The sequence below is a fragment of the Stutzerimonas stutzeri genome (assembly GCF_018138085.1).
In the GTDB taxonomy this organism is placed as follows: Bacteria; Pseudomonadota; Gammaproteobacteria; order Pseudomonadales; family Pseudomonadaceae; genus Stutzerimonas; species Stutzerimonas stutzeri_AI.
Genome location: NZ_CP073105.1, coordinates 298,164 through 321,373, shown reverse-complemented (window position 1 = coordinate 321,373; position 23,210 = coordinate 298,164). Strand labels below are relative to the sequence as shown.

General features: G+C 64.0%; 19 protein-coding genes. 9 read left to right on the top strand and 10 right to left on the bottom strand.

The features are described from left to right. Positions 1-40 precede the first annotated feature (40 nt). Together KCX70_RS01570 and KCX70_RS01565 are read right to left on the bottom strand one after the other, a co-directional pair. Positions 41-1,441: a sigma-54-dependent transcriptional regulator gene (locus KCX70_RS01570; RefSeq protein ID WP_021207271.1), complete on the bottom strand. Its 1,401-nt coding sequence runs from the start codon at positions 1,439-1,441 to the stop codon at positions 41-43. After that, positions 1,428-2,915 carry a sensor histidine kinase gene (locus KCX70_RS01565; protein WP_212619075.1) on the bottom strand — a complete coding sequence of 496 codons (1,488 nt, stop codon included), beginning with the start codon at positions 2,913-2,915 and terminating at the stop codon, positions 1,428-1,430. Before KCX70_RS01565 ends, KCX70_RS01570 begins: the two co-directional genes overlap by 14 nt. A 150-nt stretch (positions 2,916-3,065) precedes the next feature. Between KCX70_RS01565 and KCX70_RS01560 the strand changes: the two genes are divergently transcribed. Next, the gene (locus KCX70_RS01560) at positions 3,066-3,458 is read left to right on the top strand and encodes a DUF4168 domain-containing protein (protein WP_212619074.1); all 393 of its coding nucleotides are present in this window, start codon (positions 3,066-3,068) and stop codon (positions 3,456-3,458) included. A 60-nt stretch (positions 3,459-3,518) separates the two neighbouring features. Here the strand turns inward: KCX70_RS01560 and KCX70_RS01555 are convergent, their stop codons facing one another. Then, positions 3,519-3,977, bottom strand: a complete 459-nt coding sequence (locus KCX70_RS01555; protein WP_212619073.1) for a DUF1456 family protein — start codon at positions 3,975-3,977, stop codon at positions 3,519-3,521. A 337-nt stretch (positions 3,978-4,314) separates the two neighbouring features. Here KCX70_RS01555 and KCX70_RS01550 point away from each other — a divergent pair, with 337 nt between their 5' ends. From KCX70_RS01550 to KCX70_RS01540, 3 genes are all read left to right on the top strand, one after another. After that, complete coding sequence (locus KCX70_RS01550) at positions 4,315-5,046, top strand: carbonic anhydrase (RefSeq protein WP_212619072.1); 732 nt, start codon at positions 4,315-4,317, stop codon at positions 5,044-5,046. A gap of 177 nt (positions 5,047-5,223) precedes the next feature. Continuing rightward, the gene (locus KCX70_RS01545; RefSeq protein ID WP_212619071.1) at positions 5,224-6,843 is read left to right on the top strand and encodes an NAD(P)/FAD-dependent oxidoreductase; all 1,620 of its coding nucleotides are present in this window, start codon (positions 5,224-5,226) and stop codon (positions 6,841-6,843) included. Between the two features lie 236 nt (positions 6,844-7,079). After that, positions 7,080-9,899 carry an AsmA family protein gene (locus tag KCX70_RS01540; protein WP_212619070.1) on the top strand — a complete coding sequence of 940 codons (2,820 nt, stop codon included), beginning with the start codon at positions 7,080-7,082 and terminating at the stop codon, positions 9,897-9,899. Positions 9,900-9,918: 19 nt separating this feature from the next. Here KCX70_RS01540 and KCX70_RS01535 read toward each other — a convergent pair whose 3' ends face one another. From KCX70_RS01535 to KCX70_RS01515, 5 genes are all read right to left on the bottom strand, one after another. Next, positions 9,919-10,644, bottom strand: a complete 726-nt coding sequence (locus KCX70_RS01535) for a substrate-binding periplasmic protein (protein WP_212619069.1) — start codon at positions 10,642-10,644, stop codon at positions 9,919-9,921. 21 nt (positions 10,645-10,665) lie between these two features. Next, on the bottom strand, positions 10,666-12,012 hold the full coding sequence (locus KCX70_RS01530; RefSeq protein ID WP_212619068.1) for a GGDEF domain-containing protein: 1,347 nt from the start codon (positions 12,010-12,012) through the stop codon (positions 10,666-10,668). Next, positions 12,000-12,770 (bottom strand): substrate-binding periplasmic protein, encoded by a 771-nt coding sequence (locus KCX70_RS01525; RefSeq protein WP_212619067.1) that lies wholly within the window; start codon positions 12,768-12,770, stop codon positions 12,000-12,002. The genes KCX70_RS01530 and KCX70_RS01525 overlap by 13 nt, the downstream gene beginning before the upstream one ends. Before the next feature lie 376 nt (positions 12,771-13,146). Further along, entirely contained in the window at positions 13,147-13,467 is a 321-nt protein-coding gene (locus KCX70_RS01520; protein ID WP_212619066.1) for a hypothetical protein, read from the bottom strand. A 131-nt stretch (positions 13,468-13,598) separates the two neighbouring features. Beyond that, a complete protein-coding gene (locus KCX70_RS01515; protein WP_212619065.1) occupies positions 13,599-14,057 on the bottom strand; it encodes a DUF3859 domain-containing protein in 459 nt (152 codons plus the stop codon). A 196-nt stretch (positions 14,058-14,253) separates the two neighbouring features. On the opposite strand from KCX70_RS01515, the gene KCX70_RS01510 reads away from it, so the two are divergent. From KCX70_RS01510 to pstB, 5 genes are all read left to right on the top strand, one after another. Then, positions 14,254-14,700 carry a DUF2147 domain-containing protein gene (locus tag KCX70_RS01510; RefSeq protein ID WP_212619064.1) on the top strand — a complete coding sequence of 149 codons (447 nt, stop codon included), beginning with the start codon at positions 14,254-14,256 and terminating at the stop codon, positions 14,698-14,700. A gap of 425 nt (positions 14,701-15,125) precedes the next feature. Continuing rightward, positions 15,126-16,139 (top strand): phosphate ABC transporter substrate-binding protein PstS, encoded by a 1,014-nt coding sequence (pstS, locus tag KCX70_RS01505; RefSeq protein ID WP_021207284.1) that lies wholly within the window; start codon positions 15,126-15,128, stop codon positions 16,137-16,139. A gap of 65 nt (positions 16,140-16,204) precedes the next feature. Then, on the top strand, positions 16,205-17,200 hold the full coding sequence (gene pstC / locus KCX70_RS01500) for a phosphate ABC transporter permease subunit PstC (RefSeq protein ID WP_212619063.1): 996 nt from the start codon (positions 16,205-16,207) through the stop codon (positions 17,198-17,200). Next, a complete protein-coding gene (gene pstA, locus KCX70_RS01495; protein ID WP_102846378.1) occupies positions 17,200-18,072 on the top strand; it encodes a phosphate ABC transporter permease PstA in 873 nt (290 codons plus the stop codon). The genes pstC and pstA overlap by 1 nt, the downstream gene beginning before the upstream one ends. Next, positions 18,072-18,845 (top strand): phosphate ABC transporter ATP-binding protein PstB, encoded by a 774-nt coding sequence (gene pstB / locus KCX70_RS01490; protein WP_212619062.1) that lies wholly within the window; start codon positions 18,072-18,074, stop codon positions 18,843-18,845. The genes pstA and pstB overlap by 1 nt, the downstream gene beginning before the upstream one ends. Positions 18,846-18,908: 63 nt before the next feature. On the opposite strand, the gene KCX70_RS01485 is transcribed toward pstB, so the two are convergent. Together KCX70_RS01485 and typA are read right to left on the bottom strand one after the other, a co-directional pair. Continuing rightward, positions 18,909-20,870: a HAMP domain-containing methyl-accepting chemotaxis protein gene (locus tag KCX70_RS01485; RefSeq protein WP_212619061.1), complete on the bottom strand. Its 1,962-nt coding sequence runs from the start codon at positions 20,868-20,870 to the stop codon at positions 18,909-18,911. Positions 20,871-21,264: 394 nt separating this feature from the next. Continuing rightward, positions 21,265-23,085, bottom strand: coding sequence for a translational GTPase TypA (gene typA / locus KCX70_RS01480; protein ID WP_212619060.1), 1,821 nt, complete (start codon positions 23,083-23,085; stop codon positions 21,265-21,267). Positions 23,086-23,210 lie beyond the last annotated feature (125 nt).

The window sequence follows — 23,210 nt, the reverse complement described above, 5'->3', positions numbered from 1 at the left end:
GCGCCAGCCGCGATGCACAGCGCGGGTCGGCCAGCAGGGATCAGTCCTCATCCCGCTCCTGTTCGCCCAGACGCCGGTACAGTGTGCGCCGGCCGATGCCGAGCAGGGCGGCCGCACGGCGCTTGTTGCCTTCGACCCGCTCGAGCACGTGGCGGATATAGCGCATCTCCAGCTCATCCAGCGTCGGCAGCAGCGGCCCGTCGATCATCAGCCCGAGCAGCGCATGGGCATCCGCCTCCGGCGCGGTTTCCTGATAGCTGGCAATGCGCGTCGGCAGATGTTCGAGTTCGATGTTGCGCCCGTGGCAGAAGGTGACGGCGCGCTCCATGGCATTTTGCAGCTCGCGTACGTTGCCGGGGAACGGATAGCGCCTGAGCTGCTCCAGCGCCGCGCGCGACAGCCCGCGCACCGGACGGCCGTCACGGGCGGCGAAGTGCGCGACGAAGCCGGCGGCGAGCAGCTCGCGGTCTTCCTCGCGGTCACGCAGCGGCGGCACCTGCAAGATGAACGTCTCGAGGCGGAAGAACAGGTCTTCACGAAACGACTCGCGCCCGGCCGCGGTTTCCAGCGGCCGGTTGCTGGCGGCGATGATGCGCACATCCACGCTCAACTCACGCTCGCCACCCACCGGGCGGATGGTGCCCTCCTGCAGGACTCGCAGCAGCTTGGCCTGCAGCGGCATCGGCATCTCGCCTATCTCGTCGAGAAACAGGGTGCCGCCGTCGGCCTGCTGGAACAGCCCCCGGTGGGCACGATTGGCCCCGGTAAAGGCGCCCGCGGCATGCCCGAAGAACTCGCTTTCCAGCAGCTCGGCCGGTAATCCTGCGCAATTGATCGCCAGAAACGGCCGCTGCGCCCGATCACTTTCGGCGTGCACGGCGCGGGCGACCAGTTCCTTGCCGGTGCCGCTCTCGCCAATCACCAATACCGGACCGGCCGCGCGCGCCAGCTGGCGGATCTGATCGAACAGGCTGCGCATCACCCGGCTGCGGCCGAGCATGCCGTGAAAGCGATCATCGCTGAGCAGTTGCTGGAAGCGCCGCACCTCGTCACGCAAGTGGCGCGTCTCCAGCGCGCGCGAGACGGCCAGGCCGAGATGTTCGAGGTCCAACGGCTTGGTGAGAAACTCGTCGGCGCCCTCCTTGAGCGCCGCGACGGCCTGCTGAATGCTGCCGAATGCGGTGATCACCAAAAACGCCGGCGCCGCCTGCATCGCCTTGACCCGCCGCAGCAGCGCCATGCCGTCGGCACCCGGCAGGCGCAGGTCGCTGACCACCAGGTCCGGCTCCCAGCTTTCCAGCAGCGGCACCGCGTCTTCGGCGCTGGCCACGGAGCGCACCTGCAGGGCGCGATCCTCCAGCTCTTCGACCAGCAACTGACGCAGGCTGTCGTCGTCCTCCACCACCAGCACCCGCTGCGGGCTGCTGTCATCCGTTTGCATCGCCATGCTCCTCATCGGCCAACGCCAGAGAAATACGAAACGCCGCGCCACCCAGCGGGCTGTCCACCAGTTCGATGCGCCCACCGCTTTCGGACACCACGCCATGCGCGACCGCCAGGCCCAGACCGCTGCCCTTGCCCACCGGTTTGGTGGTGAAGAAGGGCTCGAACAGCGCCGCACGGTCCTGCTCGGCAACCCCCGGACCGTCGTCTTCGACCTGGAACAGCAGACAGTTGTCGTCCTGCCACCAGCGCAGGCGCACCTGGCCGCCGGGGCTGGCCTGGGCGGCGTTGCGCAACAAATTGGTCAGGGCCTGCTCGAAACGCGGCGGGTCGACCTCGCAATACAGCGTGTCCGGTGGCGCCTGCAGATCCAGCCGCACCTCGAGGCTGGCCAGCTCGTCGGCGACGGCCGCGGCGGCGGAATGGGCGAGCACGTCGGCCGGCATGCGCCGCACCGGTCGCCCGGCTGCGCGACCGAACTCCAGCAGCTGTCGGACGATTTCACTCAAGCGTTGCACCTGGCTGCGGATCTGCAGCAGCCCCTTGCGCGGGGCGTCGTCCAGCGTTTCGCTGCGCAACACACGCTGGGCCTTGCCATCGATCACGCTGAGCGGGCTGCCCAGCTCGTGGGCGACGCCAGCGGCCAGACGCCCTACGGCGGCCAGTTGCTGCGAGCGGCGCAAACGCGCTTCCAGCTCGGCTTCCCGGGCCTTCTGTTCGGCCATCTGCTGCTCGGCTTCGGCGATGCTGTCGAGCATGCGGTTGAGCGCCTGGCCAAGCGCCGCGATTTCCGCCGGTCCGCTGCGTGGCGCGCGGTGTTGCCGTTCGCCGCCCGTCACCCGCGCCATGCTCTGGGTGAGCTGCTGCAGATGCCGGCCGATGGCCGACCAGTGTCCAAACAGCACGATGCCGACCGCCAGCAGCGACAGCAGCCCGGACGAAATGCCAGCGGTGACCCGCAGGCGTCGGGTATCACGCTCGAAGTCGCTCCAGCGGCGCGTCACCTGCAGCAGGCCGTTGATGCGCCCGCCGCTCTGCTCCAGCGGCAGAAAATACGAGTACACCTCCTGCCCCCGAATGCGCTGATAGCCACCGCGGCGCTTGCCGTCCGCAGCGAGCTCCTGGATCGAGGACTGGTCCTGGTCGGGCTGCATGGCCCCGGCATAGGCCACCAGCTCGCCCTCGTCGTCGTACAGGTAGGCGCCATAGACGCGCCCGACGCCGAGCACGGACTCGAGCACCTGTTGCATGGTGCGATCGTGCTTGCGCTCCAGGCTGTCGCTCAGGGGCAGACGCACCGCCCGAGCGACCAGCTCGACCTCCTCCTGCAAACGCCGCTCGCTGCTGCGCTCGACCGTCCACAGCATCAGATAACTGAAGCCGAACATGATCGCGACGAGCGGGACGACGACCTTCAATACCAGCGCGCCGCGCAGGGTCGAGATACCTTGCCAAACTGCTACATGTGCCATATTGGCACTCTACAGAGGCTACTTTGATCGGTCGACGCGGCTGTGACGAACGGCGCGAACTCATGTAAATCAAAGACTTGGGGCGAGATGCCCGTTCTGGCACGGGCGATGCAATCCTGACTGGTGAACTCTCAACGACAGGACCGGATCATGACCAAGCTAAACACCCGCCTCGTTTCCGCCAGTTTCGCCGCGCTGCTGATGGCCGCCGGCGCCACGCAGGTGGCCGCTCAGCAGGCCAGCCCAGCGCCGGCGACGCAGCCTGCCCCCGCAGTACAGGCAGCGGACATCAGCGACAAGAAGCTGGAGAAGTTCGCCGACTCGCTGGGTGAAATCATGGAAATCCGCGAGGACTTCACCGCCAAGCTGGAAAAGACCGGCGACCCGGCCGAGGCCCAGCAGCTGCAGCAGCAGGCCAACGAGAAAATGATGAATACGGTGCAGGAGAACGACCTGAGCATCGAGGAATACAACGCCATCAACCAGGCCGTGCAGAACGACCCGAAGCTGCGTGACAAGGTCATCGCAATGATCCAGAGCTAAGGCGCTGGCACAACGAGAAAGCCCGGCTGATCAGCCGGGCTTTCTCGTGTCAGGACGCAGTCACTGGCCGCGTTGCGCCAGCCCCTTGAGGAAGTTGCGCAACAGCTGGTCGCCGCAGACCCGGTAGTTGCTATGCCCCGCCTTGCGGAACAGCGCGTTGAGCTCTGGTTTCGAGACCGGGAAGTCGACGGACTTGAGGATCGCGTGCATGTCGTCTTCCTTGAGTTCGAACGCCACGCGCAGCTTCTTCAGCACCGTGTTGTTGGTCACCGGCAGCTCGATGGGCGGCGTCGGCCGGCTCTCGTCCTTGCCACGCTTGTAGATCACCAGGCCGTCGAGAAAGTGCGCCATGATCCGGTCGGGGCAGGGCTTGAACCCGTCCTCGTCGTCCTTCTTAAGATAGGCCACCGCTTCGGAATCGGGAATCTCGCAACCGGTGAGCCGCGTTATCTCGGCGATCTTGGCGTCGTTGACGTTGAGGATGTAGCGCAGGCTGCGCATCACATCGTTGTTGAGCATGAATGTTCCCTTCTGAGGTGACCGACCCAGGCAAACCAACCGGGGTCGCCGAGCACCGCGCCCTGGGGTCACGGCCAATGGCGCGCGAGTATAGGCGATTGCAGCCTCGATGATGACAAAACAGCCGGCTCGCCAACCGGCCTGGCAGGTGGCGCGACGAATGGCCGGCGAGTCGTAGCGCACCGCTGCGCTAGAGCCTGCCGAAACCGGGCTTCGCGCGATGGCCGGGCGACTCGAACCCGAGTGAGCAACCCGGCAGCGCGCTTGTCCAACAGACGAAAGCCAATCCCCGGGCTTCGCTCCGTTAAAAACAATAGTGAAAAGCAGTGGAGATCTCATGAAACACACCCTACCGGGCCTCGCCGCCCTGCTTGTCTGTGCCAATGCCTGGGCTGTTACGCCCGGGACCCACTGGGCTTATTCGGGCGACGCGGGGCCGGAAAACTGGGCCAAACTGACCCCGGAATTCGGTGCCTGCCAAGGCAAGAACCAGTCGCCTGTCGACCTCAGCGGTTTCGTCGAAGCCGAGCTGACGCCACTGCGGTTGAGTTACGCGGCGGGCGCCAGCAAGGTCGTCAACAACGGGCACACCGTCCAGGTGGTATACGAACCGGGGAGCGCCCTGCACCTCGACGGCAACACATACCAATTGCTGCAGTTCCACTTCCACGCACCGAGCGAGAACCGCGTCGAGGGCAAATCCTATCCGCTCGAAGGGCACCTGGTGCACGCGGACAAGGACGGCAACCTCGCGGTGCTGGCGCTGATGTTCGAGGAAGGCGCCACCAACGCCGCCCTGTCCCGCCTGTGGAACGCGCCGCCCACGGCAGGCGAGAGCCGCCAGATCGCACCCGTAGCCAATGCCACCGAGTTGCTGCCCGAGTCGCTGGACTACTACCGGTTCAGCGGCTCATTGACCACCCCGCCCTGCACCGAAGGCGTGCGCTGGCTGGTGCTCAAGCAACCGGTCATCGCCTCCGGCGAGCAGATCGACGAGCTGAAGCGCGCCGTTGGCCATGCCAACAACCGCCCACTGCAACCGCTCAACGCCAGGGTCGTGCTGCAATAGCGGCGATCTCTTGCGTTGGTGGGCACCTCGCTTCGGGCAGCACATCGACCGGCATGACAGGCCCCATCCACGGGGCTAAACTGCGCGGCTTACTCCCGACACCTCGATTCGCGGCTGGCCATGCCGGGGATCGAGCCGTGCCCTTACCTCTGCCGGGGCCACCGGCCAGGACTCGTCATGATTCGCATCAACGAACTGCAACTGCCGCTCGATCATCCCGCCGAAGCCCTGCGCCAGGCCATCACTGCACGCCTGGGCATCAAAGACGCCGAGCTAATCGACTTCAGCGTGTTCAAGCGCAGCTATGACGCGCGCAAGAAGAACAGCGAGATCACCTTCGTCTACATCATCGACGCCGACGTCGCGGACGAAGACGAGGTACTTGGACGCCTGGCTGAAGATCGCAATATCCGCGTCTCGCCGGACACCGGCTATTACCCGGTCGGCCAGGCTCCCGAGGGGCTGAGCGAGCGTCCGCTGGTGATCGGCTTCGGCCCGTGCGGCCTGTTCGCCGCGCTGACCCTGGCGCAGATGGGCTTCCGCCCGATCGTGCTGGAGCGCGGCCGTGATGTGCGCAGCCGCACCAAGGACACCTGGGCGCTGTGGCGCAAGAAGGTGCTGAGCCCCGAGTCCAACGTGCAGTTCGGCGAGGGCGGCGCCGGGTTGTTCTCCGACGGCAAGCTCTACAGCCAGATCAAGGACCCGAAGTTCTACGGCCGCAAGGTCATGCACGAATTCGTCCGCGCCGGCGCGCCGGAAGAGATCATGTTCGTCAGCAAGCCGCACATCGGCACCTTCCGCCTGACCGGCGTGGTCTCGACCATGCGCGAGGAGATCAAAACACTGGGCGGCGAGGTGCGCTTCGATAGCCGTGTGGTCGACTTCATCATCGAGGACGGGCGCATCCAGGGCGTACGCATGGCCGATGGGGAGGAGCTGCGCAGCCGCTACGTGGTGCTCGCCCTCGGACACAGTTCACGCGACACCTTTCGCATGCTCCACGAGCGCGGCGTCTACATCGAGGCCAAGCCCTTCGCCGTGGGCTTCCGCATCGAGCACCCACAGTCGCTGATCGATAACGCGCGCCTGGGCAAATACGCCGGCCATCCGGAGCTGGGCGCAGCCGACTACAAGCTGGTTTACCACGCCAAGAACGGCCGGGCGGTCTACAGCTTCTGCATGTGCCCGGGCGGCACCGTGGTCGCCGCGACCTCCGAGCCCAACCGCGTGGTCACCAACGGCATGAGCCAGTATTCGCGCAACGAGCGCAATGCCAACGCCGGCATCGTCGTCGGCATCAGCCCGGAGGAGGATTTCCCCGGCGGCCCGCTGGCCGGCGTCGAGCTGCAGGAACGGCTGGAATCGCGCGCCTTCGAGCTGGGTGGCAGCGACTATTGCGCGCCGGGGCAGTTGGTCGGCGATTTCATCCGCGGCCGGGCATCCAGCGCATTCGGCGAGGTCGAGCCGTCCTACAAGCCCGGTGTCCGCCTGGGCGACCTGGCACCGTCGCTGCCCGACTACGCAATCGAGGCCATCCGCGAAGCGCTGCCGGCCTTCGGCAAGCAGATCCGCGGCTTCGATCGTGCCGACGCGGTGCTTACCGGGATCGAGACGCGTACCTCCTCGCCGGTACGAATCAAGCGCGACAATGAATCACTGCAAAGCATCAATACCCGCGGCCTTTACCCAGCCGGCGAAGGTGCCGGGTACGCCGGAGGCATCCTTTCCGCCGGGGTCGACGGCATCAAGGTGGCCGAAGCGGTAGCCACGGCGATGCTGGCCGATCTCCAGGGTTGAACCCCTTTCAGCACGGACGACGGCGCTGCCGCTCGTCCGTCTCTGCGTCTTGCCATCGCGACTATCAAACCTGTCGCTCGTAGCTTCCGCGCGCCAACTGCCGTTGCCCAGGGGGCTGCCTGGCTAATTCGCGGTGACCTTTTCCGGGCGCTGAGGGGTCGACACTTATCAAGCTGCATGCACTTGCAGCTGACCCTCCCTTACCACGCACGAGCGAAACCGGATCAGGAGGCATAGTGGCGAAGGCAGCGAAAATCTTTGGAGTCGTGCTGGCAGCGCTGGTGCTGCTCGCGGTGACTGCGGCAATGCTGGTGCAAACGCAGTGGGCGCGGGAAAAGATCGAAGCCCAACTGAGTCAGCGCCTGGATGGCCGCGAGGTAAAGATCGGGGAACTCGACGTCGACTGGGGCATTCCGCTGGGAGTCAGCGTAAGCAATGTCGAAATCGCCAACCCCGAGTGGGCCGAACACCCGTCTATGCTCAAGCTTGATGCCATGCAGGCAGAGATCGATGTCGGCGCGCTGCTGACCGGCAACCTCAGCCTGCAATCGTTGACGCTCGAACAACCTGAAGTCCACCTGGCCCGGCAGGCGAATGGCCGCTCCAACTGGGCAGCATTGGCAAACGAAGACAGCCCCAGCGACAGTACCTCGCCTATCCAGCCCGATACCATCCGCGTCCAGAACGGACGGCTCACCTATCGCGACGCAGCGCTGGATGTCGAGCTCACGCTTGATATAGCCACCACCGATAACGGCCCGGACCAACGCCAGCTCTCCATTGAGGGCCAGGGTAGCGTGCAGGGGAAACCGTTGGAGTTGAGGCTGACAGGCGAGCCCCCATCCCAGGCCTTGGCCAGCGGTGCGCCCTATGCCGTGACGCTCGATGCGCAACTGGGTGAGATCCAGGCGCAGTTCGCCGGTGAAGCCAAGCAGCTGCCACAGCTCGATGCCTTGCAAGGAGAGTTGTCGGTGAGCGCGCCGGAAGCTGCCGAACTGATGAGCTTCGATCGCCCGGCCATCGATGTTCCGGCATTCGATTTCAGCACCCGGTTGAAGCGTGACGGGCAGCGCTGGGCATTGCAGGACATGGAACTGAAGACGGGCGACAGTCATCTCACCGGCTCGCTGGTCCTTGAGCGCGGCGAGACACCGGAACTGACCGTGCACCTGCAAGGCAACAGGCTCGACCTCAATCGCTGGGGCGTGATGCGCTTGCTCAACGCGGAGCCGGACAGCACGCAGTCGCAGGTAACTGGTGACGAGCAGTCGCTGCAACAGCGTATCCGGAACCTGCTGCAGCCTTTGCGTCGCTATCGAGGCGAGGTCGACCTCAGCCTGGATCAGCTCCTCTATGGCGATGCGGTGTTGAGTGACCTAGTGCTCAAGGGCAGCCTGGCCGAGCAGCGTTTGCAGATCCAGCAATTGCATGCGGCTCAAGGCGACGGAGCCATAAGCGCCAGCGGAGCCCTCGACCTGACGAAGAACTCGCTGAGCGGAACGGTCGATCTCTCCGTCGAGGAACTGGACCTGGGCCGCGCCCTTGAGCCGGCGGGCTATCCGAAGCTGGGCACACTGGACGGTGAGTTGCATGCGCAGCTGGGGCAGGACTCAGCACGTCTGAGTGACACGCATCTGAGCTATGCGAATCCGGCACGCCATCTGCGGATCGAAGTGGACGCGACCTCCACGGACTCCGGTCTGCACTTGGCGGGTGAGGCCTGGCGCAACGAGGCGCCGCTGCAGTTCGAACTTGATGTCGGTGCGCTGGAAGATCTTTTCGGTGATCAACCCTATCCCGTCGAAGGCTCGGCGACGTCGCGCGAAAGCCGCCTGAGTATAAATGGCACCATCACCGATCCATTGCAGTGGGAGGCGGCGGATCTCGCGATTTCGCTCGAAGGCCCGAACCCGGCGAACCTCCGCCCGCTGACAGGCTTGAACCTGCCTTCGCTGGCCAGCTACCAGCTACGCGGCCAGCTGCTCTGGGAGAAGCCGCAATTGCGGCTGCAGGACCTTCGTGCGCAGTGGGGCCAGAGCGACCTGAGCGGCGACGTTCGCGTCGACCTCGGCGGTCGTCCCATGCTCTGGGCCAATCTGCATTCGGACAGCCTCCACACCTCGGATCTGAAAGCGCCCGGCACACCGACAGATCCTGATGATGGACAGGTGTTTTCCAACAAATCGCTTGGCCTCGATGCGCTACGCGACCGCGACGCCATCGTCCGCTACGAGGCGGACAACGTGGTAGCCAAGGACATCCCTCTGAACGCCGTCGACCTCAAAGTCGAGCTGGACGAAGGCGTACTAGTGGCCGAACCCTTGTCCCTCGCCATCGGCAAAGGCAAAGCCAACGGCCGGCTGCGCCTGGATATCAGGCCACCGCAACCCACAGGCGAACTGCACCTGGATATCACCAGCGTCAATCTATCTCCCGTGCTGCGCGAGGCCGACCTCTCACAGGTCGCGCAGGACTCGGCCGGAACCATTGGCGGCCAGCTGGAGCTGAACTTCGAAGGCCAATCACTGGGCGAGATGGCGGCCGCACTTGACGGCCAGCTGGAACTTGCGATGTCCGGCGGGAAGCTGGATACGCTCGCCGTGGAACTGCTCGGCCTGGACGGAGGGGAGGCTGCGCTGGCCGCGCTCGTTGATGCCGAACAGGTACCAATGAATTGCACCTACCTGCGTTTCGACTCGACAGATGGCATAGCGAAGCTGGAGCAGCTTTTCATCAGCACCGCCGACAGCAATATCACGGGTGGCGGCACCATCAAGCTCGACAGCGAACGCCTGGACCTGGCGTTCGAGGCTCACGCCAAGGACATCAGCCTGTTCTCCGGCAACTCACCGGTGGAACTTCAGGGCACGCTGAGCAACCCACAGGTCAGCGTGGTGACCGGCGAATTGGCAGCCCGTGCCGTTGCGAGTGTGGCTGGCGCCCTGGTCGCGCCGCCGCTGGCGATACTGCCCTGGCTGGAAGCAGGGCTCGGAGAGGGCTCTGGGGTCGGCTGCCGCAAGGCACTCAACGAGTTCGAGCAGAGCAACGGGCCTTGAGCTCGCCCGGTGGCATGAATCAGTGACGGCCGACCATCAGCTCAGCCACCGTGCCCTCGGCCTGCAGTTGCTCGAACGCGGCCTGGGTGCGTAACACGACGTCGTCATCGGTCTGTCGGCTGTACGCCATATAGAGTTGTGTGGCGGCGTCGGGCGTGAACACCCGCTCGACGCTGGCCGGATCGATCCCGGCTTCGTTGCACAGCACCACGATGTCCTGCTCGGGCATCGGCACCAGATCGACCTGACCATTGAGCAGGCGCCTGAAGTTTTCACCGTTCTGCGCGGCGACCACGATCTTATGAAAGCCCTTGGCCTGCAGGTACTGGTGGCGGACGTCCTCACGCAACACGCCGATTCGATAGGCCTTGGCCGCTTCCAGATCGGGTACCTGAATGTCGTCTCGCGAGCGCAGCTTGTAGAAGTGGTACTCGATGCGCATGATCTCGCCGACCCAGCGGAACAGGGCTTCACGCTCGGGTGTCCGGGCGATCAGGTAGATCAGCACACCGGGCTCGCTCAGCGCCATGTCGTAGGCACGGGCCCAGGGGTAGAGAGCGACATGGTAGTCCGTCAACCCGGCGCGCTGGAGCGTCGCTTCGACCACCTGGCTGGCGGTGCCGGATACCTGGCCATCTTGCAGATAGCTGTACGCCGTATCCTCGGTCACGACCCGTAGCGGCGCGGCCTGCAGCGTCATACCGAGCAATCCCAGCGAGCAGGCGATCCAGGCAATCGGGCGCATTGTATGGTTCCTCACAGTCGGTCAGACAGCTATACAGTTGCGGCCCTGGGTCTTGGCTCGATATAGAGCCTCATCCGCCCGGCGAAGCAGCTGGTCGAATTGGTCGATACAGCCCGGCTCGAACGCGGCCAGACCGATGCTCAGGGTTACCTGGGACGACACGTCGGAGCCCGCGTGTGGCAGTGCCCGCTCGGCCAGCCGTTGCTGCAGCCTCACGGCGGCGCGCCAGGCGGATTCGGCGTCCACGCCCGGCATCAGCACCACGAACTCCTCGCCACCGAGCCGCGCGACCACCTCGCCGGCACGGGCGAAAACACTGCTGAGCGTTTCGGCCACGGCCTGCAAGCAATGGTCCCCTTGCGCATGGCCGTAGTGGTCGTTGTAGCGCTTGAAAAAATCCACATCGCACATCAGTACGGTCAGCGGCAGGCCTTGGCGCAGCGCGCGGCGGAATTCGATCTCCTTGAGTTCATCGAAGTGACGCCGGTTGGCCAGGCCGGTGAGCGGATCGCTGCGCGACAGCTCTTCGAGCCGCACGTTGGCGGCGCGCAGCTCGGCGGTGCGCTCTGCGACCAGCTCGGCCAGGCGATCGCGATGGGCCGCCAGGGCCTGTTCGTCGTGGTGCTGGCGCTCGAGGTAGGTGGAAAGCTTGGCTTGCAGCCCGTTGACGCCCAACTCCAGCAGGCTCAACTCATCGCGCTCGGTCATCCTGCGTTCGAGGCGCAGGGTCTTGTCCAGGTTGTCGGGGGTCAGCCGGCTCAGGTGACGGGCAATGCGGCGGACGTGCAGGGTCACGGTGCGGTTGAACATCCACATGATCAGGCCGGCGAGCAGCAGCGACTGGATGATCTGGGTGATGACGATATCGGTGACCTCACTGATCAGCCGATCCCAGAGCACGCCTTCGTTGCCTTCCAGCGTCAGCTCGCCCACCGTTTCGCTGGCGTCGGCGTAGGGAACGTAGGTCAGAACATGATGCAGCCGCGGCGCCCGATGCTCGGCCGGCTGCTGCGCGCGCTCGCGCTCGATGACCTCCGGCTCGCGCCCGGCACGGATGATCTGCAGCTCGACACGACCGATAGGCGCCGCCTGGGCGACGCTGTCGAGCTGGGTTTGCAGTGCGTCGCTGTCCATTTCCCAGATCGCTTTGGCCAGATTGCTCCGAAACACCTGATCGATCAGCGCGAGTTCGGCATTCATCGTCGCCAGGCCGTGCTGCCAGGCCGACCAGGTCCGCACGCCTACCGTGACCAGGGTGAACAGCAGACAGAAGCCCAGCGTGACCAGTACCAGACGCCGGCCGAGCGAACTGGTCTGGCGCGGCACGACCGGGGTGGAGTCAGGTTGATAGGCGTTCATTTCAGCCATCTGGCGGCGATGGCGTCGTAACGCCCATCGGCCCGCACGCGCGCGAGTGCGTGACGGAAGCGTTCGACCACCTCGTCCGGCGTGTTGCGGCTGAATGCCATGCACAAGCCATTGGCACCGCCGAGATCGTCGAGGCTCAGCTGCGGCACGGCGTTTTCATGAGGATTTCCGCTGCCCTTGCGGACCAGGTAGTGCGCGTTCAACTCGTTGGAAATCCACAGGTCCACGCGGCCTGCCTTGAGCTTGGCGTAGTTGTGTTCGTACTTGTTGCTCGACTGCAGGTTGCGGCCGATGGCGAAGCCCTTGTCGATCAGGTACTGCTCGCCGACGTCGTCTTTCACCGTGGCGATCTGATACTGACGCGCGTCTTCGAGACTCTTCAGATTGAACTGCGTGCCAGGCAGCGAGAACAGGTACCAACGTGTTGGCGCGATCACGCCCACCCACTTGAACAGCGTCTCGCGTTGCGCCGTGCGGGCAATGGAATAGATCAACACCTTCTCGGAATTGAGCGCGATGTCGTAGGCACGCGCCCATGGCATCGACTGTATATGCGCCGTCTCGCCCGCCTCCTTGAGCACAGCTTGGACCACCTCGGTGCTCATGCCGGTCAGCTTGCCGCCGAGGGTCATGTTGTACGGCGGCAACTCTTCGGTGACCACGGTAAGGCCCCCATGAGCGCACGCCGTCTGACCACCGAATAGCAACGCGAGCAACGACAGGGCAAGCGTCAGATGGCGGAACGATGGTGAGTTCATCGGGTGACCTCTGGGTCGGAGCGTCAGCTAGGCACGGGCGCAGCGCCATCATACTGGCATCATTCAAAGAGCATTCAAGCACTCCTTTTTTCGGCGCTTCGGGCACAGACTTGAACGCCGGGTTGTCCTTAGCTCCGCGCACCGACGAACGGTGGCGCCCGCCGCCAGCGCTAACCCGGTATCCGGCAGCCCCTCGTCCGGTTCAGCTGATGACCGAACGGAGAACGGATCGCAATGGCACGAGGGGAAACGGCTTGCAGGCTGGCGTGCGGAGGTTGCGGCTCAATGAATGTCGATCAGCATCGGTGCCAGGTGCGTGGGCATTCCGCGGGAACACGCTGCGCCTGATGTGTCCTGGGCGTACGAGGGGGAACAATCAGCGGCGCTGGCGCTTGTGCTCGAAGGCTTCGACACAGGCGGGCAGGTCATAGAAGCGTGGCGTTCCGCCGACCCGATTGCCATTCTCGCCAGCGGTCTTGCGCCGGCAGTCGGCTTCGGTATCGGCGCCGCGCTTGGCGTTCATGCACTGCTGGAAGGCGGCTTCGCGCAGCGGTGCCAACTTCTCGCTCCGCGCCGCCTCGCACCGCGGCTCCAGTTCGGCCTGCCGGAGGGCGAACGCCTCGTCGTCTTTCTTGAACGCCCCATGCGCCTGAAACGCCAACATGCACAACAGCAGAACGGTCAGCCTTCCTTGCATCACGGCACTCCTTCTTTGAGCCGACGGCAAGCATGGCGCGGAGCCGACGCCAAGACAAGTCTGCTCCGGCCCATCTGACCGGGACGCAGTGCGCCAATACCAGCTTGACCTGCGGCAATCGCCAGGGCGAATCAGCGTACCTGGAAGCGCTGCTCAGCCAGTTTGCGATCGCCCTGGAACACCATGAAATGCCATTCACCCGGCACTAGCTCATGCGTCTCGGTGAACTCGAACGCCATGACGTCCTGCGGCGCATCGGGCACCAGCTCCTGTACCACTTCGTACCGGTCGTGCCGCTGGCCGCTCGGATCGACCACCCCGGGCGTCAGATAGAGCAGCGTGAGCGGTGTATCGTCGGCGCGCTTGTCGTCCAGACGGTAGCGCAGGCCGAACTTGGTGCCGATTTTCAGCGGTATGTGATCAGCCTCGAGGATGCGCTGGTCGTTGCGGGTGAGGACATGCTCGCCAGGCTGCTGGTCCTGATAGACGCTTTCGAACACACCAGCCTCGATCGGCCCCACGACCCGTACCTCGGCGCACGCCAAACCGGGCCATAACAATGCGAACAACAACGGACGAAGAGTAGGCATAACGGGCTCCTAGCCGAAAAGCAGCGATCCTATGACACTGACGTGACAGCGACATGACACACCGTGTGCCACCGGTATTCAGCGCTTCGCGCGCCGATAGTCCTCGATCTTGGCACTAACGGCGCAAACTCAGCGAGGCGCTACGGGTCGAAAGCAGTGGTAGAGTCGCTGCCCTCGAATAATCCCAGGAGAAACCATGCGCGCACTGTTTACCGCCGTATTGATGGCATTACCCTTGACCTTTACGTCCGTGGCCTTCGCCGCCGAGTCACCCGCTGGTCGCTGGCAGACCATCGATGACGAAACCGGCAAACCCAAGTCCATTGTCGAAATTCAAGAAGCCGCCGACGGCACATTGACGGGCAAGGTCGCGCAGATCCTGCAATCGGACCATGGCCCAAATCCTGTGTGCAGCGCCTGCGAAGGCGAGCGCAAAGACCAGCCCATCACCGGCATGACCATTCTCTGGGGACTCAAGCCCGACGGCGAACGCGTCTGGACAGGCGGCACCATTCTCGATCCGGCCAAGGGCAAGACCTACCGTGCCAAGGTGACGCTACTCGACGGCGGCGAAAAGTTGGAGATGCGCGGCTACATAGGCATCGAAGCGCTGGGCCGCACCCAGACCTGGGTTCGCCAGTAAGCCGCGGGCCACTCGGCCCTCTGCCGGGGCGCGCCCCGGCGGCGCATCCTGCTCGGACCAGCAAACGGAAATACCGCGGGCTGACCACCGCGCCGGTAATGGCGCGGCCCGCTTGATCGAAGCAGACGTCAGCGACGATCAGCCACTATCGAAACCCCTGCCCGCCAGGTCGCCCCGCTCCCCGATATGTCCCGGCAGCGGCTTCGCCAAACCGACCTAAACCCTTAAGCAGTAGCGCTACGCCAGGCGAGTATCTGGCGCGGCAATGCAACCCTTGAGCGCACCGCCATCTCATCGCGTCGCGCCAGCAATAGCCAGCCCACCGCATGTCTCGCCGCGTCCATCTGCAACATGACCGTCATCTTAGTTTCACAAAGCGGGCCTAGAGTGCTGGCCACCCCCGCCCGAAACCAGGAGTTACGTACATGGGACGCACCTTCCGCCTCTCCGCTCTGCTGTCGGCACTTTGCCTGAGCTCCTTCGCGCATGCCACCGACGTGACCGGTGCCGGCTCCAGCTTCGTCTATCCGATCCTCTCCAAATGGTCGCAAGCCTATAGCGAGCACTCCGACAACCGCATCAACTACCAGTCGATCGGTTCGGGCGGCGGCATTGCCCAGATCAAGGCAGCCACCGTGGACTTCGGCGCCTCCGACGCCCCGCTGTCCTCTGATGACCTGCAGAAATCCGGCCTCGGTCAGTTCCCGACCATCATCGGTGGCATCGTCCCGGTGGTGAATATCGAAGGTATCGAGCCCGGCAAGCTCAAACTCGACGGCGAGACGCTGGCCAAGATCTTCCTCGACGAGATCAAGACCTGGAACGACCCCGCCATCGCCAAGCTGAACCCGGATCTCAAGCTGCCGGCTGAGAAGATCACCGTCGTCCATCGTTCGGACGGCTCGGGCACCTCCTATAACTTCACCAACTACCTGGCCAAGGTGAGCCCGGAGTGGAAGCAGAAGGTCGACTTCGGCACCACCGTCAACTGGCCGGCCGGTGTCGGCGGCAAGGGCAACGAAGGCGTCTCGGCCTACGTCAAGCAGATCAAGAACTCGATCGGCTACGTCGAATACGCCTACGCCCTGCAGAACAAGATGGCCCACGCGCAGCTGAAGAATGCCGCCGGCAAATTCGTCCAGCCAAACTCCGACAGCTTCCAGGCTGCCGCCGACACCGCCGACTGGGGCAACGCCAAGGACTTCAACCTGCTGATGACCAATGCGTCGGGTGAGCAGGCCTGGCCGATCACCGCCACCACCTGGGTGATCATGTACAAGGACCCGAAGAACCCCGAGCGCAGCAAGGCCGCCTTCGATTTCTTCAAGTGGTCGCTGGAAAACGGCCAGAAGGATGCCGCCGCGCTCGACTATGTCGCGCTGCCGGACTCGCTGGTCGACAAGATCGAGTCGTACTGGTCGTCCGATTTCAAGAACTGAATGGCCGCGCCCGTAACCACCCCGCTCCGGTAACGGCGCGGGGTGCTTTGCTTTAGGACTCCCTCATGCCCACCGCCAATCCCATGCCGGTCGCCCATCTGCCGTTGACACGCGACCAACGCGAACACCGCGCCCAAAGCGACACGCGGCACGATCGCTGGTTTCGATTTATTCTGCTGACGGCCGCCCTGTTGGTGCTGGCGGTCATGCTCGGTGCCGCCGCGTCCACCCTCTGGGGCGGCCGCCTGGCCTTTTCCACCTTTGGCTGGTCGTTTCTGACCAGCAGCGAGTGGGATGTGGTCAATGGCCGGTTCGGCGCACTGGTGCCGATCTACGGCACCCTGATGACCTCCCTTATTGCGCTCGTGCTGGCGGTTCCGGTCAGCTTCGGCATTGCGCTGTTTCTTTCGGAGATCGCGCCGCCTTGGCTGCGCACGCCGGTGGCCTCGGCGGTAGAGCTGCTGGCCGGGATTCCATCGATCATCTACGGCATGTGGGGCCTGTTCGTGTTCGGCCCCTTCATGGCGCAGTACCTCTCCCCGGTGATCAGCGAATATCTCGGCGCGCTGCCTCTGATCGGCGCGTTCTTCCAGGGCCCGGCGCTGGGCATCGGGATGCTCAGCGCAGGCATCATCCTGGCGATCATGATCCTGCCGTTCATCACCTCGGTGATGTATGAGGTGTTTCGTACCGTCCCGCCGGCGCTGAAGGAATCGGCATACGCCCTCGGCTCGACGACCTGGGAGGTCTGCTGGGACATCGTCCTGCCGTACACGCGCTCAGCGGTCGTCGGCGGGATCTTTCTCGGGCTTGGCCGCGCGCTCGGCGAGACGATGGCCGTGACCTTCGTGCTCGGCAACGCGCACCAGCTGTCGATGTCGCTGTTGATGCCGAGCAGTTCGATTGCCTCGGTGATCGCCAACGAATTCAACGAGGCCTACACCGACCTGCATCGCTCATCGCTCATTGCGCTGGGCTTCCTGCTGTTCGTGGTCACCTTTATCGTGCTGTTGCTGGCCCGCCTGATGCTGGCCCGCATGTCGCGCCGGGCGGGCAACTGATGAACCTCAACGAAAATCTCTACCGCACACGACGGTTGAAAAACGCGTTCGCCATGGTGCTGAGCAGCGGAGCGGCGCTGATCGGACTCGGCTGGCTGGTCTGGATTCTGCTAACGACGCTGATCAAGGGCGGCAGCGCACTGAGCCTTGATCTGTTCACCGAAATGACCCCGCCGCCCGGTGCCGAAGGCGGCCTCGCCAATGCCCTGTTCGGCAGCGTGCTGATGACGCTGCTGGCCCTGGCCATCGGTGCTCCAATCGGCATTCTCGCCGGCCTGTGGCTGGCCGAGTTCGCGCGCACATCGCGCCTGGGCACGCTGGTGCGCTTCGTCAATGACATCCTGCTGTCGGCACCGTCCATCGTCATCGGCCTGTTCGTCTACACCGCCATCGTCATCCCGATGAACCAGCTCACCGGCGGTTCGGTGAGCTTTTCCGGGTTGGCCGGCGGCCTGGCACTGGCCATGCTCGTCGTCCCGGTCGTTACCCGGACCACCGATGAGATGCTGCAACTGCAGCCCGCCTCGCTGCGCGAAGCGGCGCTGGCGCTCGGCATCCCGCGCTGGAAGGTCACGCTGCAGATATTGCTGCGCGCGTCCAAAGCCGGCGTGGTGACCGGGGTGCTGCTGTCGATGGCACGGATCACCGGCGAAACCGCGCCGCTGCTGTTCACCGCGTTCGGCAACCAGTTCTGGAACGGCGACCTGCTCAAGCCCATGGCCAGTGTGCCGGTGACCATCTTCCAGTTCGCCATGAGCCCGTTCGAAAGTTGGCAGGCACTGGCCTGGGCCGGCGCGCTGCTGCTGACCCTGTTCGTGCTGCTGCTCAGCCTGCTGTCCCGCTTCGTCTTCTCCCGCCGGAAGGGTGCGTAATGACCAATCTCCAGAACCACATGCCTGAAATTTGCGCACGCAACGTCGGTTTCCAGTACCGCCAGCACGTCGCGCTCAAATCCATCAGCCTCGACATCCCGGCCAACCGCATCACCGCGATCATCGGCCCTTCGGGCTGCGGCAAGTCGACACTGCTGCGTATCTTCAACCGCATCTACGCCGAGTACCCGGGGCAGACGGCAACTGGCGAGATCCTGCTGGACGGGGAGAATATCCTCGATCCGAAGTATTCGCTGAGCCGCCTGCGCAGCAACGTCGGGATGGTATTCCAGAAACCCGTGCCCTTCCCCATGTCGATCTTCGACAACGTCGCCTACGGCATTCGCCACCACGAGCGGCTGTCACGCGGGGAAACCCAGGAGCGCGTCGAGCAGGCCCTGCGCGGCGCCGCGCTCTGGGACGAGGTCAAGGACAAGCTGCAGCAAAGCGCGCTGGGCCTGTCCGGTGGGCAGCAGCAGCGTCTGTGCATCGCCCGCACCATCGCCCTGCGCCCGCGTGTGCTGCTGCTCGACGAGCCGACCTCGGCACTCGACCCGATCTCGACCATGAAGATCGAGCAGCTGATCACCGACCTCAAGGAACAGTTCACCGTGGTCATAGTGACGCACAACATGCAGCAGGCCGCGCGTTGCTCGGACATCACCGCTTTCATGTACCTGGGCGAACTGATCGAGGTCGGCTCGACCGACATCATCTTCACCCAGCCCAAGCAGAAGCAGACCGAGGACTACATTACTGGCCGCTTTGGCTGAGCAAAGGCGTGCGCGTCCGTGCGTTTGGGGATAGACCACGATTTACCGAAGCCCGATCGTGCGCTACCCCTCCACGCGGAAATGCCCCGCCAACGCCTGCAGTTCATGGCTGAGCGTCCTGAACTGATCGAGGGAGTTCGTCGTTTCGTCCATCGTCCTGAACGACAGGTCAGCGACGTCCCGGATGTTGATGACACTGCGGTTGATCTCTTCGGCCACCGCAGTCTGTTCCTCGGCGGCCGTGGCGATCTGCTGGTTCATCTGCTGAATGATGGATACCGCGGCGGCGATCTCGTTCAGGGCGAGCGCCGTCTGGTTCGCGTCGGTGGCGGTCAGCTGGACCAGATCATTGCTCTGCTGCATCTGCCTGACCGACGCCTTCGCGCCGTTCTGCAGCGCGTCGACCAGCTGTTGGATTTCAGCCGTCGATTGCTGGGTGCGCCGCGCTAGCGAGCGGACCTCATCGGCCACCACCGCGAACCCCCGCCCTTGCTCGCCGGCGCGCGCCGCCTCGATGGCGGCGTTCAATGCGAGCAGGTTGGTCTGTTCTGCAACACTCTTGATGACGTCAAGCACGGTGCCGATGTTCTGGCTTTCTTCGCTCAGCGCATCGATGCCTCGGACCGCTTCCTGAACCGAACCGACCAGCTGATTTACCCGCTCCATGCTTTGCTTGACCATCGCATGTCCGCCGCCAACCGTGCGGTCGGCAACCCGAGCGGAACCGGCCGCCTCCTCGGCGTTGCGGGCCACCTCTTGAACGGTGGCGGACATCTCGTTCATCGCGGTGGCGACCTGATCGATCTCGACCCGTTGCCGCAACACACCGTCCCGGGCCTTGGCGGTGACGCCCGCGACCTGCTCCGCGGAATCAGCGATTTGCGTCACCGCCCCTTGCAGGCGGCCGACGATGCCGCGCAGGCTCTTCGACATCTCCTGCATCGCCAGCATCAGTTGGCCGAACTCATCACGACGATTAACCACGATCTGCGCGCTCAGGTCTCCCCGAGCGATCTGGTTGGCAGCCTGTATTACTTCGCGCAATGGCCGGACGATGAGGCGGGTGATCAACAGCGAGGCGATGACGCCGACGATCAAAGCCAACCCGGAAGCAATCAGAATCAAGCTGCTGCTGGCGACCAGATCGGCCTGCATGGCGTCTTGCTGAGCCTGGTAGGCCTTGTCCGCAGCCTCGAGTGCACCGGCCGCACGAGCGTTCATTTCAGTGTAAAGGCGGGCACCGTCTCCCAATGCCTGGGTGTAATCGGCCAGCCTGTCGTTGAACGACTTGATGTTGCCCAGTACCTCGGTCAACACCGCACCGTACATGCCGCGGTCCAGCGTTTCCATCAACGCGTTAGCAAGATCGAGCGCCGCCTGGGCCTGCTGGATCGTCGTGGCAGGCGCTTCGTCGCGCTGCTGGGTGCGCTGGCGGGCCTCATTGAGTGCGGAGAGAATCAGGCTGTACAACTGAGCGATCTGCTGTCCCTGGCCGACCATTTCGGCGCCTCGCTCCCCCTGGGATTCCTTGAGATCGTAGAGCCCGTCCTCGACCAGCCCGCTCTGAAGGATGTCGAGGCTGTTGGAAGCGCTGACCACTGACCAATAGGCGGAATCCAGCGCAATGGTCTTGGCATCTGAAACCTGCACGAAGCGGGCGAACGCATCCTGATATTCACCGAGGGCTTGCTCGACGCTGGTGAGCCCCTGTTGTTGAGCCTCCCCCAGCTGTGCCTTGAGCTCGGCAACGTTGGCCAAGGTTGCGGCCACCTTGTCGTTGAGCGCCTTTACATGCTCAGCGTCGCCGCTTTCGGTGAAGTGCTGCTCGATGCTGCGGATATACAGGACTTCGGTTTTTATCGACGACACGCGCTTGAGTGCGTCGAATCGCATATCCACCGAACGCAAGGCGGCCAGCCCAGCGATGGCGACCACGGCGGTGAGCAGCAAGACCAGGCCGAAGCCAAGGGCGAGCTTCGTGGCCGTTCCCATATTGGCCAGCCTGGCCGTTGCGATACCGAGCATCGTCATCTTCCATCCGAGTTGAGACAAAGGTAATGGCGCCTGGCCATGCAGGCCTGTCTCTCATTCTGTCGACCGCATGGCAATTGTTTTTAGCTGAACTATCCGGATCAGCATCGAAGGGGTCGCTTTCCGGGATGGCGATGTCGTTTGGGGTAACAGATCGCCTGTTTTCAATTCGGCGCGGAGAGGCTCGTGGCGGCCCGTCAGCGGGCATGCTTTTTCGCAAAGGAGGGGGCTATGACAGCCGGTACACCGGGTCGGTAATACAGGCGCTGCGTCGGGCAGCGGGCAGCGGGCAGCGGGCAGCGAAGTGAAGGTATAAACCTTATTCAGGACGGGACACACGCATAAAAAAAGGCGCCCTAAGGCGCCTTTCTTCACTACCGCTCGATCATCAGACCTTGGCGCGCTCGTAGCGCTTGCGGTCGTTTTCGTTGAGCAGCTTCTTGCGCAGGCGAATCGACTTCGGCGTCACTTCAACAAGCTCGTCGTCGGCGATGAACTCCAGCGCCTGCTCGAGGGTGAATTTGATCGGCGGGACCAGGGCGATGACTTCGTCCTTGCCGGAAGCACGCATGTTGTCGAGCTTCTTGCCCTTGGTGGGGTTGAGCACCAGGTCGTTGTCACGGCTGTTGATGCCGCACAGCTGGCCTTCGTAGATCTCATCGCCCGGTGCCAGGAACAGCTTGCCGCGTGCCTGCAGGGTTTCCAGCGAATAGGTCAGCGCGGTACCGGTGGCCATGGACACCAGCACGCCGTTCTGGCGGTTGGTCACTTCGCCGGCCTTGATCGCGCCGTAGTGGCTGAAGGTCGAGGTCAGGATGCCCGAACCCGAGGTCAGGGTCAGGAAGTTGTTACGGAAGCCGATCAGGCCGCGCGCCGGGATGGTGTATTCCAGGCGGATACGGCCCTTGCCGTCGGGGATCATGTTGGTCAGATCGCCCTTGCGCAGGCCCATCTGCTCCATCACCGGGCCCTGATGCTGCTCTTCGATGTCGATGGTGACGTTCTCGTAAGGCTCCTGCTTTTCGCCGGCCTCGTTCTCGATGATCACCACTTCCGGGCGGCCGACGGCCAGTTCGAAGCCTTCACGGCGCATGTTTTCGATCAGTACCGAGAGGTGCAGTTCGCCACGGCCGGAGACCTTGAACTTCTCCGGGGAGTCGCCCTGCTCGACGCGCAGCGCCACGTTGTGCAGCAGCTCCTTGTCCAGACGGTCCTTGATGTTGCGGCTGGTGACGAACTTGCCTTCCTTGCCGGCGAACGGCGAGTCGTTGACCTGGAAGGTCATGGACACGGTCGGCTGGTCGACGGTCAGCGGCGGCAGGGCCTCGACGGCGTTCTGGTCACAGAGGGTGTCGGAAATGTACAGCTCGTCCATGCCGCTGACGCAGACGATATCACCGGCCTGGGCCTCGGGTACTTCGACGCGCTGCAGACCGGAGTGGCCCATGATCTTGAGGATCCGGCCGTTGCGCTTCTTGCCGTCGGCGCCGATGGCGGTCACCGGGGTGTTGGACTTGACGGTGCCGCGGGCGATACGGCCGATACCGATCACGCCGAGGAAGCTGTTGTAGTCCAGCTGGGAAATCTGCATCTGGAACGGGCCATCGACGTCAACGACAGGCGCCGGGACGTGGTCGACGATCGCCTGGAACAGGGCGTCCATGTTGTCGTCCATGTTCTCGTAGTCCATGCCGGCGATGCCGTTCAGGGCCGAGGCGTAGACGATCGGGAAGTCCAGCTGCTCATCGGTGGCGCCGAGGTTGTCGAACAGGTCGAAGATCTGGTCGATGACCCAGTCCGGACGCGCGCCCGGGCGGTCGACCTTGTTCACCACGACGATCGGACGCAGGCCGGCCTTGAACGCCTTCTGGGTCACGAAGCGGGTCTGCGGCATCGGGCCGTCCTGGGCATCGACCACCAGCAGCACGGAGTCGACCATCGACATGACACGCTCCACCTCACCGCCGAAGTCGGCGTGGCCGGGGGTGTCGACGATGTTGATGTTGTAGTCCTTCCACTTCAGCGCGGTGTTCTTCGCCAGGATGGTGATGCCGCGTTCCTTTTCCTGGTCGTTGCTGTCCATCACGCGCTCGTTTTCCGCTTCTTTGCGGTCCAGGGTGCCGGACAGGCGCAGGAGTTTGTCGACGAGGGTGGTCTTGCCATGGTCAACGTGGGCGATGATGGCGATGTTGCGGAGATTCTCGATCACAGGTCTGTTTCTCTGTAAAAGCGTCTGGCTGTAGGCCTGCCGCAAAAAAATGGTTGGCTCGCTAGGCGAATCCGGAAGACGGAGCCGGGGCAACCCCGGTGACTTCAACGGTCGGGAGGGCGGTG